At 72.2% G+C, this 16,531-nt stretch carries 17 protein-coding genes; 7 read left to right on the forward strand and 10 right to left on the reverse strand.

The genetic code is table 11. The features are described from left to right. Positions 1-91: 91 nt before the first annotated feature. From ACQP03_RS32395 to ACQP03_RS32405, 3 genes are all read right to left on the reverse strand, one after another. A complete protein-coding gene (locus tag ACQP03_RS32395) occupies positions 92-1,096 on the reverse strand; it encodes a glycine betaine ABC transporter substrate-binding protein (RefSeq protein ID WP_357132754.1) in 1,005 nt (334 codons plus the stop codon). Between the two features lie 221 nt (positions 1,097-1,317). Further along, positions 1,318-2,055 (reverse strand): ABC transporter permease, encoded by a 738-nt coding sequence (locus ACQP03_RS32400; protein WP_357172605.1) that lies wholly within the window; start codon positions 2,053-2,055, stop codon positions 1,318-1,320. Continuing rightward, positions 2,052-2,738, reverse strand: a complete 687-nt coding sequence (locus ACQP03_RS32405) for an ABC transporter permease (RefSeq protein ID WP_357132758.1) — start codon at positions 2,736-2,738, stop codon at positions 2,052-2,054. The genes ACQP03_RS32400 and ACQP03_RS32405 overlap by 4 nt, the downstream gene beginning before the upstream one ends. 2 nt (positions 2,739-2,740) lie before the next feature. Between ACQP03_RS32405 and ACQP03_RS32410 the strand changes: the two genes are divergently transcribed. Further along, positions 2,741-3,736: an ABC transporter ATP-binding protein gene (locus tag ACQP03_RS32410; protein WP_357132760.1), complete on the forward strand. Its 996-nt coding sequence runs from the start codon at positions 2,741-2,743 to the stop codon at positions 3,734-3,736. A 114-nt stretch (positions 3,737-3,850) separates the two neighbouring features. Here the strand turns inward: ACQP03_RS32410 and ACQP03_RS32415 are convergent, their stop codons facing one another. The 7 genes from ACQP03_RS32415 to folP all read right to left on the reverse strand — a co-directional run bounded on the left by ACQP03_RS32415 (position 3,851) and on the right by folP (position 8,425). After that, entirely contained in the window at positions 3,851-4,351 is a 501-nt protein-coding gene (locus ACQP03_RS32415) for a hypothetical protein (RefSeq protein WP_357132762.1), read from the reverse strand. A 56-nt stretch (positions 4,352-4,407) separates the two neighbouring features. Continuing rightward, positions 4,408-4,716, reverse strand: coding sequence for a hypothetical protein (locus tag ACQP03_RS32420; RefSeq protein ID WP_357132764.1), 309 nt, complete (start codon positions 4,714-4,716; stop codon positions 4,408-4,410). Positions 4,717-4,768: 52 nt separating this feature from the next. Further along, on the reverse strand, positions 4,769-5,983 hold the full coding sequence (locus ACQP03_RS32425; protein ID WP_357172607.1) for an ABC transporter permease: 1,215 nt from the start codon (positions 5,981-5,983) through the stop codon (positions 4,769-4,771). A gap of 118 nt (positions 5,984-6,101) precedes the next feature. Then, positions 6,102-6,632 (reverse strand): DUF3180 domain-containing protein, encoded by a 531-nt coding sequence (locus tag ACQP03_RS32430; RefSeq protein ID WP_357172610.1) that lies wholly within the window; start codon positions 6,630-6,632, stop codon positions 6,102-6,104. 19 nt (positions 6,633-6,651) lie between these two features. Continuing rightward, positions 6,652-7,179 carry a 2-amino-4-hydroxy-6-hydroxymethyldihydropteridine diphosphokinase gene (gene folK, locus ACQP03_RS32435; RefSeq protein ID WP_433459559.1) on the reverse strand — a complete coding sequence of 176 codons (528 nt, stop codon included), beginning with the start codon at positions 7,177-7,179 and terminating at the stop codon, positions 6,652-6,654. Beyond that, positions 7,176-7,541: a dihydroneopterin aldolase gene (gene folB / locus ACQP03_RS32440; protein ID WP_357132772.1), complete on the reverse strand. Its 366-nt coding sequence runs from the start codon at positions 7,539-7,541 to the stop codon at positions 7,176-7,178. The genes folK and folB overlap by 4 nt, the downstream gene beginning before the upstream one ends. Continuing rightward, positions 7,538-8,425, reverse strand: a complete 888-nt coding sequence (gene folP / locus ACQP03_RS32445) for a dihydropteroate synthase (RefSeq protein ID WP_357132774.1) — start codon at positions 8,423-8,425, stop codon at positions 7,538-7,540. Before folP ends, folB begins: the two co-directional genes overlap by 4 nt. 345 nt (positions 8,426-8,770) lie before the next feature. Here folP and ACQP03_RS32450 point away from each other — a divergent pair, with 345 nt between their 5' ends. Genes ACQP03_RS32450 through ACQP03_RS32475 form a run of 6 tightly spaced genes read left to right on the forward strand, consistent with a single transcriptional unit; the run spans position 8,771 to position 16,526 of the window. After that, on the forward strand, positions 8,771-9,085 hold the full coding sequence (locus tag ACQP03_RS32450) for a hypothetical protein (RefSeq protein ID WP_053654780.1): 315 nt from the start codon (positions 8,771-8,773) through the stop codon (positions 9,083-9,085). 13 nt (positions 9,086-9,098) lie between these two features. Then, a complete protein-coding gene (locus ACQP03_RS32455) occupies positions 9,099-9,461 on the forward strand; it encodes a hypothetical protein (protein WP_204942430.1) in 363 nt (120 codons plus the stop codon). Between the two features lie 46 nt (positions 9,462-9,507). Continuing rightward, positions 9,508-12,846, forward strand: coding sequence for an ATP-binding protein (locus ACQP03_RS32460; RefSeq protein WP_396832477.1), 3,339 nt, complete (start codon positions 9,508-9,510; stop codon positions 12,844-12,846). A 1-nt stretch (position 12,847) separates the two neighbouring features. After that, positions 12,848-14,800 (forward strand): MFS transporter, encoded by a 1,953-nt coding sequence (locus ACQP03_RS32465; RefSeq protein ID WP_396832478.1) that lies wholly within the window; start codon positions 12,848-12,850, stop codon positions 14,798-14,800. Then, positions 14,797-15,354: a hypothetical protein gene (locus ACQP03_RS32470; RefSeq protein WP_357132781.1), complete on the forward strand. Its 558-nt coding sequence runs from the start codon at positions 14,797-14,799 to the stop codon at positions 15,352-15,354. The genes ACQP03_RS32465 and ACQP03_RS32470 overlap by 4 nt, the downstream gene beginning before the upstream one ends. Next, a complete protein-coding gene (locus tag ACQP03_RS32475; RefSeq protein WP_396832479.1) occupies positions 15,351-16,526 on the forward strand; it encodes a M23 family metallopeptidase in 1,176 nt (391 codons plus the stop codon). Before ACQP03_RS32470 ends, ACQP03_RS32475 begins: the two co-directional genes overlap by 4 nt. Positions 16,527-16,531 lie beyond the last annotated feature (5 nt).

Below are 16,531 nucleotides of genomic sequence, written 5' to 3' on the forward strand. Positions count from 1 at the left end.
GACGATCCGCACCGGAGGGAACGGTTCCCGGACGGACGGACGCCCCCGCCCCTGCGGGGCGGGGGCGTCCGTCACACGCCGTAGCAGAGCGTCAGCTCGTGGCGAACGCACTGTCCGAGGAGAAGACCAGGCCCACACTGATCTTGCCCTCACGCAGACCGTTCTTGGTCAGCGGTCCACCCTGGTCCAGGGAGGAGAACGAACCCACCGAGAGGCCGTAGGTCTTCTCCAGGCCCGGCTTGCAGAACGGCCGCTGCTGGCACTCCGGCGGGCCGCCCAGCACGGTGGCGCTGCCGGAGCACTTCGCGGCCAGCTCGGAGAGGGTCCGTACGCCGTACTTGTCGGCGAACTCCTGGGTCACCGCGAAGGCGTTCTGGTCCTGCGCGGCGGCCGGGGCACCGAAGGTGATGCCCACCTTGTCGCCCTCGGCCTTGAGCGCCGTCACCGTGGTGTTGATGTCGGGCGAGGAGACGGGCGGGGGGTTCTGGCCGTTGGCCTTGGTGTTGAGGAACTCGGCCATCGTCGACGCGTACTCCGGGACGACCTGGACCTCGCCCTTCTCCAACGCCGGCTCGTACAGCTCCCGGTTGCCGATCTGCTGCACCTTGACCTGGTAGCCGGCGCCGGTGAGCGCGATGCGGTACAGCTCGCCCAGGATCTGGCTCTCGCTGAAGTTCGCGGCGCCGACCACGATCTCGCCACCCGGGCCCTTGGCGATGCCCGCGGTGAGGTTGTTGGCGCTGGCGAACTCCTCGGCCGCGACCTTGGGGGTCTTGCGGTCGACGTCGACCGCCTTGTTGAGCTGGACCAGCTTCGGCGTGTCGAGCGTCGCGGAGACCTTGTCGAGCGCGGCGATCAGCTGTGGGTTGGCCACCTTGCTGTTGATCGCCGGGAGGACGTTGTCGGAGTTCTGGAGCTTCTTGTCGTCGGTCAGCGCGATGAGCTGCTTGCCGGCGACCGGTGCGCACCCGGCGCCCGAGGCGCTGGTCTGGGGAGCGTCGGTGCCGGACGAGCCGGCGTCGCCACACCCGGTGAGAAGTGCTGCCCCGGCCACGACGCCGACGGCGCCGATCGCGAGACGTGTACGTGCGCGCATATGTGCCGCCCGCCTTCCGTGTCCCGGCGCGACCCGTCCCGGGCCGGCCGCGTGTCCGACGGGCGATCCTGGATGTTGGTCGCCCGCAATTCCCACCCAACATGGTCCACGGCCGACCGACAACTCGGGATGGGCTTCGTCACCGCATCGTCACCGACCGGCCCGCCGCTGGTCGCCGCTTCGGCGTCCACTCACCCGGACGGAGCACGCCCGGTGACCTGTCAGGCGCGGCCGGTGGCGTCGGCGGGTCGCGGACGGCCCGCGCGCCGCCGGCCCTGGCGCAGCGGACGCGGGGTGACCATGCGTTCGACGATCCCGAGCAGCAGCTCGGCCAGCAACGCCAGCCCGGCCACCAGCACACCGCCGGCCACGATCTGCCCACCGCCGACGGCGATGCTCAGACCGAACCCGGTACGGATGATCTCGCCGAGCCCGCCGCCGTTGACGAACGAGGCCAGCGCCGCCGTGGCGATGACCTGCACGGCCGCCGTCCGGAAGCCGGCGGCCAGGTACGGCACCGCCAACGGCAGCTCCACCCGCCGCAGCAACTGCCCGCCGGACAGGCCCATCCCCCGGGCCGCGTCGCGCGCCTCCGGGTCCACCTGGCGTACGCCGGTGTAGGCGTTGGCCAGCAGCGGCGGTACGGCGAAGACGGCGAGCGCCACCACCACCGGCGTACGCCCGAAACCGAGGAACGTCAGCGGCAGGATGGTCAGCAGCGCCAGGGTGGGGATGGCCAGCGTGGCGTTGGACACGAGCACCACCAGGCCGCCGCCCCGACCGGCGTGCCCGAGCCAGAGCCCGACCGGCCAGGCCACCAGGCAGCCGAGCGCCACCGCCAGGGCAGAGATCGTCAGGTGCTCGCCGAGGCGCTCCAGGATGCCGCCGGGGTTGGTCCAGTTCAGCGGGTCGTTGAGCCAGAGCACCCCCTGCTGCAGGGGGTTCGCGGCGGCGCTCACCGGACGCCCCGGGCGGCCCAGGGAGTGACCAGCCGGCCGACGAGCACCAGCAGCAGGTCCAGCAGCACCGCCAACGCCACGCAGAGCACCGTCCCGGTCATGATCTCGGCCTTGTAGAGGTTGTTCTGGAAGCCCGCGAAGATCAGTTGCCCGAGGCCGCCGTGCCCGACCAGCACCCCGACCGTGACCAGCGCGACGGTCGACACGGTGGCCAGCCGCAGCCCGGTCAGGATGCCGGGGATGGCCAGCGGAAGGTCGATCCGGAACAGCCGCCGCCACCGGCCGTAGCCCATGCCCTCGGCGGCCTCGCCGACCTCCGGCGGCACCTGGTTGAGCCCCGCCACCACGTTGCGGACGATCAGCAGCAGCGCGTACAGGACCAGCCCGACCAGTACGGTGGTGGCGCCGGTACCCAGGTACGGCGCGATGAAGGCGAACAGCGCCAGCGACGGAATGGTGTAGATCACTCCGGTGACGCCGAGGATCGGGCCGGCCAACGGACGGAACCAGTACGCGAGCACGGACAACGGCAGGGCGATGAGCACCGCGATCAGCACCGCGCGCCCGGTGAGGGAGGCGTGTTCGCGCACGGCGGCAAGGATCGTGTCAGAGTTGTCCCGCACGTACTGCCAGGAGAACCAGGGGTTACCCGGGTCGGCCCGGTAGCTCAGGCGGAAGGACATACGTGGACGTTACCCCGGAGGCCCCCGGCGCGGCCGAATCCCCTCGCGCGGCGTCGATCTCCCTGCAGGGCATCCAGAAGCGCTACCCGAACGGCACCGAGGCCGTTAAGGAGCTGAGCCTGGACGTCCGGGCCGGTGAGTTGGTGGTGCTGATCGGCCCGTCGGGCTGCGGCAAGTCGACCGTGCTCCGCATGATCAACCGCTTGATCGAGCCGACGGCCGGTCGGATCATGCTCGGTGACGAGGACGTCACGGACGCCGACCCGGTGCGGCTACGCCGCCGGATCGGCTACGTGATCCAGAACGTCGGCCTCTTCCCCCACCAGACGGTCCGGGCCAACGTGGCCACCGTCCCGGGCCTGCTCGGCTGGTCCCGCCAGCGGACCCGCGCCCGGGTGGACGAGCTGCTCGACCTGGTGGGACTGGACCCGAACCAGTTCGGCCGCCGCTATCCGCACGAGCTGTCGGGCGGTCAGCGGCAGCGGGTCGGCGTGGCCCGCGCGCTCGCCGCCGACCCGGTGGTGCTGCTGATGGACGAGCCGTTCTCGGCCGTGGACCCGATCGTCCGGGCCCGCCTGCAGGAGGAGTTCCTTCGCCTGCAGGCCGAGGTCCGCAAGACGATCGTCCTGGTCACCCACGACCTCGACGAGGCCGTCCGGCTCGGCGACCGGATCGCGGTGCTGTCCGAGGGCGGGCATCTCGAGCAGTACGACACGCCGGCCGCGCTGCTCGGCGCCCCCGCCACCGCGTTCGTCCGGGAGTTCGTCGGCGCCGACCGGGGCATCCGCCGGTTGGCGGTCACCCCGCTCGACCGGGATTCCCTGGAGCCCGTGCCCGGCGACGCCCCCGCCGACCTGCCCACCGTGGGGCTCGACGGCACGGCGTACGACGCCCTGGCGGCACTGCTGACGTCGGGACAGGATCGCCTCCTGGTGACCGACGACGGCCGCCCGGTGGGCGCGCTCAGCCGCCAGAGCCTGCTCGACCCGGGTCGCTAGCGGCCGGCCCACCCGGCCCCTGGCTGAGTCCGCTCGGCGTGGCGGCTGGACCCGGTCCGCTGGGCTGGCCGGCTGGCGGTCCGGTCCGCTGGGTCCGGTCTGCTGGGCTGGCGGCTAGGCCCGGCCGCCGAGGCTCGCGGTGCCGATGATCCAGCCGGTGAGGAAGCCGTAGCCGGCGCCGCTGCTCGCATCCTGCAGCGCCTTCAGCAGCGACGGGTCCGGGCCGAGGAGCGCCGCCAGCACGGCGGCGAGCCCGCCGGCCAACACGTACGCGGCCCAGCCGGAGAAGAACTGGCTGACCGGCCCGGGTACCCGGGCCACCTGCGCGGCGGGCAGCAGGTAGAGCAGCGCCACCGCCAGGAGCACCAGCGCGACGGCCCGCAGGTCGGCGGCGAACAGGCCGCCGGCCTGCCCGTCCGCGTCCAGTCGCCAGGCCGGCCAGGCGAGCAGGCGCAGGTAGAAGCCGCCCGCCGAGGTCGGGTCGGTAAGCGTCGCGGCGGCCCAACCGGTGTACGCCGGGCTGCCACAGATGCCGACCAGCAGCAGTACGGCGAGCGCGCCGGTGCCGGCGGCCGTCCCGTAGCCGCTGACCGGGCCCGTACGGACCAATCCCATGATCCGCCCAGGGCCCCTGCCGGCCGACCGGGCGGACCTGGGCTGCGTCGGGCGGCTCAGTGCTTCAACAGATAGTCGATGAAGGCGGCCCGCAGCAGCGGTGCCGACTCCTCGTAGCCGTGCCCGGTCAACTCCCGCCACAACGCGTTCGCCTCGTCGATGGTCGGGCCGATCGAGTTCGGCGCGCCGTCCAGCACCGTGGCCTCGTCCGCGTTCGGCAGATGGCGCAGCACCGACCAGTAGAAGCCCACGTCGCGGCGCTCCCGGGCCAGGGCGAACGCCCGCTCCCGCAACTCCTCCGTGGACAGCGCGTCGAGTTCCTCGAACGAGGTTCCGCCGGGCGCGGCGGGTGGTGTGTCGGTCATGCGGCGAGCCTAACGGTCGAGATCACCGCCGGCTCGGCGGACGCCACACGGCTCACCGGTCGCCGACATCCCAGCGCCGCGGGCCGTCCTCCCAGCGGGGATCCCGCCACGGGTCGGCCGGTTCCGGCGCGGGCGGCGTCGGCAGGGTCGGCGGCCAGTTGTCGGCCGACTGGGGCCGGGGCACGCTCCAACCCGAGCTGATCGTGCCGTCGCCGACGGGCTCCGGCTTCTCCACCACACCCGGCCGGGGCCGCCCGAACGTCTCGACCAGTCGGGTCGCCAACAGCCCGACACCGAGCGCCACCCCGCCCACCGCCCAGCGGCTCACCGACCAGTCGCGCTCCGGCGCGTACGCCTCGAAGACGGTGACCAGGCCGACCGCCAGCACCGTGCCGAACACGCCGCCGCGCCGGCCGTACGCGCTGGTGCCGCCGAGCAGGGACACACCGATGGCCAGCACGGTCCAGTCCAGCCCGGAAGTGGGCGTGACGACGCCGGGAGGGTTGGCGGCGAGCAGGACCCCGGCGAGCGCGGCCAGCACGGTGGAGCCGACGAGCGCCAGCGCGGTGACCACGGCGGCCAGCGCGCCCCGGCGCCGGGCCGGATCGGCAACCGGCCGGTACCGGCCCACCAACCGGCGGATCGCGCGGATCGCGCCGAACAGACCGCCGAGGACCGCGACGGCGGCGAACCCGGCGAAGAGGTAGCCGGCCGTCCGCCTCGGGTCGTAGTCCCCCTGCACCAGCACCGGCGCAGACCGGCGTTCGATGTACACCACCACGCCGGCGGCACCGGCCAGGCTCGCCGCCCACGCGGGCACCTGCAGTGCCACCACGGCGAGCGCCAGCACGAGACCACCCACCGCGGCGACCACGACCGCCGACCCCACGGACGCGGCCAGGCCCCGGTCACCCTGCTCCGCGTAGTGCAGCGCGGCGGCGACCGCCACCGGCCCGATGGCCAGGTTGGGGGCGGCGGTGCGCAGACTCAGCCCGGCGGCGAGAGCGAGCAGCCCCAGGCCGACCGCGTCGACCAGCAACGTGCGCAGGTCGGCACCGCGCAGCGCGTCCGGGTCGGCCCGCCAGAGCAGCCAGCCCAGGGCAGCCAGACCGGCCAGCAGCAGGAACTCCCAGAACACGTGCACGCCGACGCGGTCGCGGCCCGGCTCGCCGTGGGTGGGATCGTCGAAGACGTTCTCCAGGACGGCGGCGGGAACCGCGGGCGTGGGGTCGACCGACCGCTCCCGGCCCGTGTCTTCGTACCCCATGGCACCGCCTCCCCAGTGGCCGGCCGCTTCCGTCCCGGCACCCGGATGGACCGGGGCGGCCGTTGCTCTCCGATCGGAGGCACCGTACCCGCGGTGGGAGCCGGACGTAACCCCCTGCTCAGCGCTGGCCGGGGCGGCTCTCGCGCTGGTCCTGCTCGTGCTCGTCGTCCGGGCGCTCCGGGACGCGGCAGGAACGTTCCAACCACAACGCGGCGCCCACCAGCGCCAGCGACGCCAGCAACCCGCCTCCGGCGGCCGGCCGGTCCTCGGTGGCCGCCCGGGTTGTCTCCACGAAGAGCCACCCGCTGAGCCCGGCGTAGAAACCGGCGAAGATGGAGCCCGCCAGCGCCGACGCCTTGGCCAGCACCACGAACCGGGCGACCAGCAGCGGATTGACCGGATCCCGACCGGGCTTCCGGTCGATGCGGCCGCGCGTGTTGACGGCCGCGTACGCCTCCAGGACCGCGAGCGCGGCCAGCGTCACCACCGGCAGCCACGGCAGGCGGGGGATGCCGCTGTAGTAGAGCGCGCTGATCAGCAGCCAGGCCACCGCCGCCGCGGCCAGGGCCGCCACGACCAGCGTCGAGATCCGGGTGGGGCCCATCCGCGACCCGTCGGGGCCCGGCGGTGGGGACTTCGCCTGACTCATGCCGGCCGGCTCCACTGGGTCATGTCGTCGACTCTAACGTCAGTTCCGGCCGGGAACGCAGTTCCAGCGCGTCGTCGGCGGCCGGGCCGGAGGTGAGCAGGTCGGTCAGCCAGCCATGGCCGGGCAACCGCCCGTACGGTTGGATGTCGATCCACGGCCGCAGCACGAACGCGCGCAGGTGTGCGCGGGGATGCGGCAGGGTCAGCTCCTCCTCGTCGCTGAGCACCGGCTCGTCGTCGTCGCCCCACACCGCGATCACGTCCACGTCGAGGGTGCGCGGCCCGAACCGCCGCCCCGGGTCACGGACCCGACCGGCCGCGCGCTCCGCGTCGTGGGCCCGCGCCAGCCAGTCGCGCGGGGTCGCGCTCCCGTCCTGGGCGAGCACCACCGCATTGAGGTACGCGGGCTGGTTGGCGTCTCCCCACGGTGGAGTCTCGTACACCCCGGAGACCACCAGCACGGCGTCACCCAGCGTCGCGACGGCCGTCCGGAGGTGGTCCAGGCGATCGCCGAGGTTGCTGCCGAGCGACAGCACGGCCCGGGTCATCGGGTACGCGTCCGGGTCATCGTGACGGCCACGTCGGTGAACGTGTGCGGCACCGGCGCCTCCGGCTTGTGCACGGTGACCGTCGCGGTGACGACCCGCTCGTCGGCCAGACAGACCGTGAGCAGCCGGTCGGCCAGGGTCTCGATCAGGTTGACCGGTTCTCCGGTCACCACCGCCACCAGCCGCTCGGCCAGTTCGCCGTAGTGGACCGTGGCGGTGACGTCGTCGCTGGCGGCGGCCGGGCCGAGGTCCAGTTCGAGGACGGCGTCGACCACGAAATCCTGCCCCTGCTCCCGCTCGAAGTCGTACACCCCGTGCCGGCCGTGGGCCCGCAGGCCGGTCAGCTGGATCCGGTCATTCATCGGATGGCCTCCGCACGGCCGACCGGCCGGCCGTCGGGACGGACGGGCGTGAGGCGCGGCCGGCCGGTGGCGGTCCAGACGGCAAGCGCGTCCGCGGTGGCCCGCACGTCGTGCACGCGTACGCCCCACGCACCGGCCGCGACGGCCAGCACGCTGGTGGCCACGGTGGCGGCCTCGCGTTGGGCGGTTGGCCGCGGTGTGCCGTCGGCGGCGGCGAGCAGGCGACCGAGGTAGGACTTGCGGCTGGCGCCGAAGAGCAGCGGGTATCCGAGGTCCAGCAGCTCCGGTAGGCGCGCGCTGAGTTCCCAGTTGTGGGCGGCCGTCTTGGCGAAACCGAGGCCGGGGTCGACGACGATGCGGTCGGCGGCCACCCCGGCGGCCAGCGCCGCGTCGACGCGCTGCCCGAGCTCCACGCGTACGTCGGTCACCACATCGGTGTAGCTGGCCAGGTCACGCATCTGCCGGGAGTGGCCACGCCAGTGCATGAGGACCCAGGGGCAGCCGGCGTCCCGCACGACGCGGGCCATGTCGGGGTCGGCCAGTCCGCCGGAGACGTCGTTGACCACCACGGCGCCGGCGTCCAGCGCCGCCTCGGCCACCCGCGCGCGGCTGGTGTCGATGCTGACCGGCACCCCGGCGGCGCTCAGCTCGCGGATGACCGGCAGTACGCGTTCGGCCTCGGTCGCCGCGTCGACCCGGTCGGCGCCCGGGCGGGTCGACTCGCCGCCGATGTCGACCAGGTCCGCCCCGGCCTCGCGCAGACGGACGCCGTGTCCGACGGCCGCGTCGAGGTCGGCGTACCGTCCGCCGTCGGAGAAGGAGTCCGGCGTGACGTTGAGGACGCCCATCACCACCGGGCCCGGAGCCCGTACCAGATCGGTCACGACTAGACCGTACCGGTCATGACGACGGAGCTCGGCCACCCGGGTCGACCATCCCTGACGTGCGCATTGGAACAGGTGTACGATCGGTCGTCCGGGCAGCAACAGGCAGTCCCTTCGCGGCTTGTCGCAATCCGGGGCGGCCCGTACGCTTTGGAATTGGCCAGCATGGAGATGGCGAAGTCTGGAGGGAGGGCCGAAGCGGGTAAAAACCGCCCAAAGCTCGCCACCCTCCGTGGTGAGTAACGAACACAGGGTCGAAATCGCTCCGCCCTGTGAGCAGATTTCCCGCCAGGCTTGCCTACTGCACCGCCGCGGCTCCGCCGGCCGCGATATGGGGAGGTTCCAGTGATCGCCTTCGAGCTCATGGAGACGGCGTCGTCCGGCGTCGCCCACGCGCTCTCCACCCTGGCCTCGGCTCCGCTCGCGGAGCCGGCACCGAAGGGGATCGACACCAACGGTGTGGTCACCTTCTTCGCCAGCAAGATCGCGCCGATCCTGCTCGCGGTCCTGGGCGTCATCTTCATCGGTCGCGCCAGTCGGGGCGAGATTTCCAAGGTCCTGACGAGCTCGGCGATCGCCATCGTCGGGCTGGCCTTCATCGCCGGCGCGGCAACACTCTTCTTCGTCGGCGATTACCTGATCGACCTGATCTTCGAATAGGCGCGGTCACCAGATGCGGCTGCGCACCGACGACGACATCTACCGGGCCCGCCTGGTCTACCTCGGGCCGCCCGGCTACACCCTTCCGGTCCACCTGCCCTACGCCCAGTACGGGCTCTTCATCCTGCTCGTCCCCCTCTACATGTTCATCCACTGGCTGTTCACGTTGACGGTCGACCTCTTCCCTGCCTGGGAGATCGCGCTCGCCATCGTGACCACGTCGTTCATCTTCCGGCACGTTGATCCAGACCGGCCGGCGCGGGTGGTCATCCGCACCGCGCTGACCGACTGGCGACGCACCCGGGAGCCGGCGATCGAGCAGCGCGACCCGCGCCTGGTCGGCAGCCGGATCAGGATCCGGGAGGAGCTGGCATGACCGGGGGCACGTCGATCGGTCTGTTTCACGCGGGTGAGGCGGTCGCATGAGTCGCTCTTCCACGCCGGGCTCCCCGGCCGGCCGCCCGGCCGTGCCGGCCAGTCACCGTTCGCAGTCGTTTGACTACCCCGAGACCGAGGATGACGTCGCACTCGATCCCGCGCTGGTGACCTCGCCCGGTCACGGCGCGGTCGGCGTGTTCCAGGCACCCCGGCCGGTCACCCGCCGGACGCCTCCCACCGAGCCGAGCACGGTCTCGGCCGGCGACAACGCCGACATCGACTCGCCCTTCCTGGACCTGTTCGGTGGCGCGCGGCCCCGGGCCGTGACGGCGGCTCCCGCCAGCCGGCCCCAGCCGGCGATCCCGCAGCAACCGCCGACGCCGACCCGGCCGGCTCCCGAGCTGGAGCCACCGTGGACACCGGACGACCCCTCCAGCAGTGGCCACCGGATCGACACCCGTCCGACCGTCGAGCCCCGGTTGCCACACCAGGCGGGCGACCGACGGCCGATGCCGCAGCCCACGGTCGAGGTCGAGCAGACCGCCCCAGCCGCGCCCGCGCCGCCGTCCAGCGGCCCGGCGAGCCGGGTGTCCAGCAGCACATCGGCCGGGCAGACGGCGGCGCCGGTGCAGCGTCCGAGCGCCCCGGCAGAGCAGCCGACCGCGCCGGTCGACCGGCCGGCCCTGGAACGCGGGCCGCACCGGACCACCCGGACGGAGCGACCCACCGGCGCCGGCAGAGAGGTCACCACGCCCCGCCAGCGGGCCGCGAACCGTCAGGACCGGCCGATCAAGCCGGTCCGGGTCCGCGCTCCGAAAATCAAGTTCGGTGACCGGGACCCATCGGTCGAGCTGGCCATCACCGAGATCGCCGGCCACCTGACCTTCACGCCGAACACGGTGACCGCCTGGTACTGGCTGCCCGAGGTGCGCTGGGCCTTCCGCCCCGACGCCGAACGCGAGGCGCTGCTGTCGGCGATCTCCGAGCAGTACGCGGGCCTCGCCGGCTTCCGGCTGCACCTGCGCCGGACCACCCGGCCGTTCCCGGCCGACGAGTGGGCACGCACCATCGACACCCACACGGCCGCGCCGCTGCCCGACGTGCCTGGAACGACCGGCTGGGCGGACCACCTGGTCGCCGCCCAACGGCACCTGATGGCGGTCAACCACGCCGAGGGGCAGACCTACCTGGGCGTCACCTTCGCCCGGCGTTCCCTCGGCGACTCCATGACCGAACGGCTGCTCCGCACCTTCGGCCGGGGCACGGCGGAGGGCGAGCGTCGCAAGCTGGGTCGCACGGTCGAGCAGTTCGACGAGGTGCTCGGCGCGTTCGGCATGCGTGGCCGACGGGTCACCGCGCAGGAGCTGGAATGGCTGCTCTACCGCTCGGTCGCGCTGTGCATGGCGCCCCCGGGTCGCCTCTCGCCGGTGACCGACGGGCAGTGGGAGCGCGGTGACCTGCTCGCCCTGACCGAACAGGTCGAGCGCTACCGCACCCCGTACGGCTCGACCGTCAAGCTGGTCAACCGGATGACCGGCGAGGAACGGCACGTGGCCGTGCTCGCCGTCGGCCGGATGGAACCGCTGGAGATCCCGGAACGGCACGAGCCGTGGCTGCACTTCCACGAACGACTGCCCTGGCCGATGGAGATCTCCACCCGGGTCGACATCCTCGGCTCCGGTGACTCGTTCCGTAACCTCGAGCACCGGCTCCGCATGATCCGCTCCCAGCAGCTCGACTACGCCGAGCACGGCATCGACGCTCCCCCGGAGCTGGAACGCCTCGCCAAGCGGGCGCTGGTGATCGGCGACGAGATGACCACCGGCCTGCCCGTCGACTCGGCGCGCGCACACGGCTGGCACCGCATCGCCGTCGGCGGCCGGACCAGGGAGGAGTGCCTGGAGCGGGCCCGCCGGCTCATCCAGCTCTACTCCCGCGAGCTGCGCATCTCGCTGCAGCACCCGAAGAACCAGGACTGGCTGGCCCGCGAGTTCATCCCCGGCGAACCGATCGCCAACACCGGCTACGTCCGCCGGATGCCCGTCCCGCTGCTCGCCGCCGCGCTCCCGCAGGCCGCCTCCACCGTCGGCGACCGCCGGGGCGACCTGATCGGGCGTACCGCCGGCACCTGCCGTCGTCCGGTCTTCCTCGACCTGCACTTCCCCATGGAGGTACGCGAACGCTCCGGGCTCGCGGTGTTCGTCGCCGAGCCGGGTGGCGGCAAGTCGACCCTGCTCGGCGCGCTGGGCTACCTCGCCGCCCGACGGGGTGTGCAGGTGACCCTCCTCGACCCGTCCGGGCCGCTGGCCCGGCTCTGTGCCATGCCCGAGCTGCGCCCGTACTCCCGGGTGTTGAACCTGACCGGCTCCGAGCACGGCACCCTGGCGCCCTACTCGCTCATCCCCACGCCCCTGCGCAGCGAGTTCGCCAGCGGGGCCGCCGGCGACCGTGAGTTCGAGATCGCCGTCTCCAACGCGCGGGCCGAACGCCGCATGCTGGTCCAGGACATCTGCATGATGCTCGTGCCGCCGCAGGTGGCCCGGGAGGCGTCGACCGCCACCCTGTTCCGGCACGCCGTCCGGCAGGTACCCGCCGAGGAGACGTCCACCCTGGACGACGTGGTGAGCTGCCTCGGGCGGCTCGACGACGACGCCGGCAAGGAGTTGGCGAACCTCCTCCTGGACACCGCCGAGATGCCGCTCGCCATGCTGTTCTTCGGCCGGCCGCCCGAAGGGCTGCTGGGCGCGGACGCGGCGCTCACCGTGATCACCATGGCCGGGCTCCGGCTGCCCGACCTCAAGATCGAACGTGAGTACTGGTCGGCCGAGGAGGCCCTCGCCCTGCCGATGCTGCACACCGCGCACCGGCTCGCCGTCCGCCGCTGCTACGGCGGGTCGATGTCGTCCCGCAAGCTGGTCGGCCTCGACGAGGCGCACTTCATGGAGGGCTGGCGGTCCGGGCGTTCGTTCCTGGTCCGGCTCGCCCGCGACTCCCGGAAGTGGAACCTCGCCGCGCTGGTCGCCTCGCAGAACCCCCGCGACATCCTCGGCCTCGACGTGCAGAACCTCGTCTCCACCGTCTTCGTCGGCCGGATCGCCGAAGACGCCGAGATCGCCTCCGAGGCGCTGCGACTGCTGCGGGTACCGGTCAACGACGGGTACGAGGCCACCCTGGCCTCGCTCTCCGCCGCCGACAGCAACTCGGCCTCCCGCCTCGGCTTCCGGGAGTTCGTGATGCGCGACGTCGACGGCCGGGTGCAGAAGGTCCGGGTCGACGTCTCGTACGTCGACGGCCTGCTGGACCACCTCGACACGACACCCGCCGCGATCGCCGCGGCGGCCGGAGTCCTACCGAGCATCTCCCTGCCCGATCTGGAGGCGTGACATGGCTGGGGCCCGGGTTCGGATCACGTCGTTCCTGCTCGCGCTCGGCGTCCTGGCAGGGGCCACCCTCAGTTGGCCGCTGCTCGGCGCGGAAGCGGCCGCAGCCGCCCCACCCGTCACCCAGGCCCGAGCCGAACTCTGCACCACCGCCGAGTGGCAGGCCGACTTCCGGGCCTGCGTGGGGAAGCTCCAGGCGGTCAGCGAGGACGAGGTCAAGTGCCGCAACGCGCCGACCCCGGGCACACCCGACTCCGGCCTCGCCGGCTGGTTCGCCGCAGCACCACCGGCTGAGGCGGCGAACGGCATAGCCGGTCGCTACAGCCTCTATGGGTACGCGGGTTACAGCTACAACACTTACGACATCGACGGTGGCTGCGCATCGAGCGTCCTGCATCCGGATTACAAGTTCACGACGACGGTGGCCAACGGGGAGTTCATGGTCGCCACGGCGGTCATCGGCGCATCGAACGCGTTGCGCGAGCGTGCCTGGGATCCCCGTTCCATGTGGGGCTGGGCGGACCCGCTGGTCGAGAAGGCGACGAAGTCCGTCTACGAGAAGGTGTTCAGCGTCTTCGGGATCGTCACGCTGTGCGTGGTGGGCCTCTACCTACTCTGGCGCTCCCGCCAGTCGGACATGAGCAACGCGATGACCACCGCGGGTTGGGCTCTCCTCGTGATGGTCGCCGTCACCGCGCTGGCCGCCTGGCCGGTGAAGTCGGCGAACATCGCGGACGGCACGCTGATCACCAGCCTCGGTGTGGTCCACGACGCGGTAGGCCCGCAAGCAAAAGAGCCCGACCCAGGGCGATGCATTGATCCAGACCGCTGTAAAGACCTGCGCACGCCGGCCGTTCGCGCGAGCGACACCGCTACCGAGACGATGCTCTACCGAAACTGGGTCCGAGGTGTCCTCGGGTCGGCCGACAGCGAGACGGCTCGCAAGTACGGACCGGCGCTGTACGACGCCAAGGCGCTGTCGTGGGACGAGGTTGAGAAGTTGCGCGCCAACCCGGCCACCCGGGAGGCGACGATCAAGGCGAAGCAGCAGCAGTGGGCGCGGGTGGCCCAGCAGATCCAGACCGAGGACCCGGAGGCGTACGAATACCTCCAGGGCGTCCGGGACATGGACCGGGTCGGGGCGGGGTTCATCGCGGTGCTGGCCTCGGTGCTGTTCGCCATGTTCGACCTGACGGCGTCGCTTCTGGTCCTGCTGGGGTTCCTCATCTTCAGGTGGGCGGTGATCGCGGCGCCCATCCTGGGCACCGTGGGGCTGCTCCGACCGGCCAGCGCCGGTCTGCGACGGCTGGCGAACGCCGTCGTCGCCGCGATCTTCAACATCGCCATCTTCGGCACCGGGGCCGCCATCTACCTGTTCGCGGTCGATTTGATCATGAGTACGCCCACCCTTCCCGGATGGCTCCAGGTGGTCCTGGTGTGGTTGTGCGGAGTGGTCGGTTGGCTACTGCTACGGCCGTACCGGCGGATCACCCAGCTTGGCGGTAAGGACAGCAGCGAGGCGGTCAGTTCGGCCGGCTCCTGGCACCGCCGCTTCTTCCGTGACATGCGGGTCGCGGCGCGACTCGATGTCGTGGAGCCCGGCGGCACGGTGGAACCGGTGGGCGGGCGCCGCCGGTCACCAGACGCCGAGCAGACCCGGCTGCGCCCGGAGGCCCGCCGGGAAGACGCGGGCCCGACGCCGACGCCCACCCCGGCCGGCAGCCGACGCACCGACGACGTTCGGCCCGATGGTCACGAACGCGCCGACGAGGCACCGATCGGGGAGACCGGCGGTCGAGACCGTCCCGTGCCGCCGCAGCCTCGTCGCCGGCAACCGGCGACGTGGACCGAACCCGACGTTCCGGCCGAGAACCCGTCGTTCGTGGTCTATCGGCCGGGCTCCACCGAACGTGCGCCGGATCGCACCGGACCGCGGGTGCGTTCCGAGGCTCGGTGACAGCGATGCGACGGGCGCTGGAGTTTCTCTTCACCCGGGCACTGCGATCCCGGCTGGGGATGGCCGCGCTGATCGCGGTCCTCATCTTCGGGGTGATCGGAGCGGCGCGCCTGGTGTCCGGTCCGACCGACCCGACGGACGGGTTGAGCAACCGGCCGAACCGGCCGATCACCACGGTCGACCCGACGGCTGGTGACGATGGTCTGATCGCCACCGAGGCACCTCCATCGCCGGTCACTCCACCCGGTGCTCGTTCGCCCGAGCAGATCGCCGACCGGTTCGCCTCGGCCTGGATCGGCCGGCCCGGCATGACTGCCGACCAGTGGCAGGCCGGGCTACGGCCGATGTCGACGCCGGCGCTCACCGAGAAGCTGGCCGGCGCCGAGCCCGGCGGGGTGCCGGCCGAGGAGGTGACCGGCCCGCCGACGGTGCGGTCACGCACCGAGACCTTCGTCGAGGTGCTGCTACCGCTCAACACCGGCCGTCTCCGTTTGGAGCTGGTGATGGCGGACAAGAGTTGGCTGGTCGACGTCATCGACTGGGAGCGACAGTGACCGCCGGCAGAGCAGGCCGCGCTCTTCGTCGGCCGGTCCGGGCCGGCGTGATCGCCTCGGTACTCACCGGCGTACTGCTCCTGCTCTGCTGCACCGGGGGGACGGCGGCATTCTTCCTCAGTGGTCTCGGCGGCGACGAGGAGAATGGGGACGCCCTGGCCGGCTGGGGCTGCGGGCCGGTGCGTCCCGTCGACATCACCGGCGAGCTACCCCGGTTCAGCGAGTACGGTGACGCGCAGGTCCGCAACGCGGCGATCATTATCAAGGTCGGTCAGGACATGGGGGTTCCCTCGCGTGGTTGGGTGATCGCCCTCGCCACGGCGATGCAGGAGTCCGCCCTGCGCAACCTGGCCAACAGTGGCGTGCCCGAGTCGCTGTCCCTGCCACACGAGGGCGTCGGTGCCGACCACGACTCGTTGGGCCTCTTTCAGCAGCGTCCGGGTTGGGGCTCGATCGCCGAGCGGATGACACCCGCGTACACCGCCCGGAAGTTCTACGAGAAACTCGTCAAGGTGCGCAGCTGGCAACGTCGACCGCTGACCGTCGTGGCACAGCAGGTCCAGGTCAGCGCCTATCCGGACGCGTATGCCAAGCACGAGGAGCTGGCCGGCAAGATCGTGGACGCACTCGCCGGTGGTGCGGCTCGCACCGTTCAGATCAACGGCAAGGCGGTGTGCGACGCGGCCGAGCGCGGCGAGATCGCCGCCTCCGGCTGGACGGCGCCGATCTCCGGCGACGTCGGCTCCGGTTTCCGGACCGCCGATCGACCCAGCCACAACGGTGTCGACATCGGAGCGGCGAAGGGCACCGAGATCCGTGCCGCGGCCACCGGCCGAGTGCTCGTTGCCCGCTGCGACCCGGACAACAAGGGGCGCCGGAGTTGCGACGTGGACGGTTATCCGGGCAAGGGTGGCTGTGGTTGGTTCGTCGACATCCTGCACGCCGGTGGTTACATCACCCGTTACTGCCACATGGTGGTCCAGCCGCGCGTTTCGCCGGACCAGATCGTCCCCGCCGGCGAGGTGATCGGACAGGTCGGCAGCAGCGGGAATTCGTCCGGACCGCACCTGCACTTCGAGGTGCACCTGCGCAGCGACCGGTCCAGCCGGGGCGCGACCGACCCGATCCCCTTCATGCGCCAGCGGGGCGCTCCGCTGCGCGCCGCGGAGTGAGGCGG

This window comes from Micromonospora sp. CA-248212, assembly GCF_050948405.1.
GTDB lineage: Bacteria > Actinomycetota > Actinomycetes > Mycobacteriales > Micromonosporaceae > Micromonospora.

Excerpts from the sequence above, each read along its gene's own strand:
- folK (WP_433459559.1), bottom strand. The coding sequence starts at position 7,179 with ATGACCCGGGCCGTGCTGTCGCTCGGCAGCAACCTCGGCGATCGCCTG.
- ACQP03_RS32420 (WP_357132764.1), bottom strand. The coding sequence starts at position 4,716 with ATGACCGACACACCACCCGCCGCGCCCGGCGGAACCTCGTTCGAGGAA.
- ACQP03_RS32465 (WP_396832478.1), top strand. The coding sequence starts at position 12,848 with ATGGCTGGGGCCCGGGTTCGGATCACGTCGTTCCTGCTCGCGCTCGGC.
- folB (WP_357132772.1), bottom strand. The coding sequence starts at position 7,541 with ATGAATGACCGGATCCAGCTGACCGGCCTGCGGGCCCACGGCCGGCAC.
- ACQP03_RS32425 (WP_357172607.1), bottom strand. The coding sequence starts at position 5,983 with ATGGGGTACGAAGACACGGGCCGGGAGCGGTCGGTCGACCCCACGCCC.
- ACQP03_RS32460 (WP_396832477.1), top strand. The coding sequence starts at position 9,508 with ATGAGTCGCTCTTCCACGCCGGGCTCCCCGGCCGGCCGCCCGGCCGTG.
- ACQP03_RS32430 (WP_357172610.1), bottom strand. The coding sequence starts at position 6,632 with ATGAGTCAGGCGAAGTCCCCACCGCCGGGCCCCGACGGGTCGCGGATG.
- ACQP03_RS32405 (WP_357132758.1), bottom strand. The coding sequence starts at position 2,738 with ATGTCCTTCCGCCTGAGCTACCGGGCCGACCCGGGTAACCCCTGGTTC.
- ACQP03_RS32455 (WP_204942430.1), top strand. The coding sequence starts at position 9,099 with ATGCGGCTGCGCACCGACGACGACATCTACCGGGCCCGCCTGGTCTAC.
- ACQP03_RS32395 (WP_357132754.1), bottom strand. The coding sequence starts at position 1,096 with ATGCGCGCACGTACACGTCTCGCGATCGGCGCCGTCGGCGTCGTGGCC.
- ACQP03_RS32415 (WP_357132762.1), bottom strand. The coding sequence starts at position 4,351 with ATGGGATTGGTCCGTACGGGCCCGGTCAGCGGCTACGGGACGGCCGCC.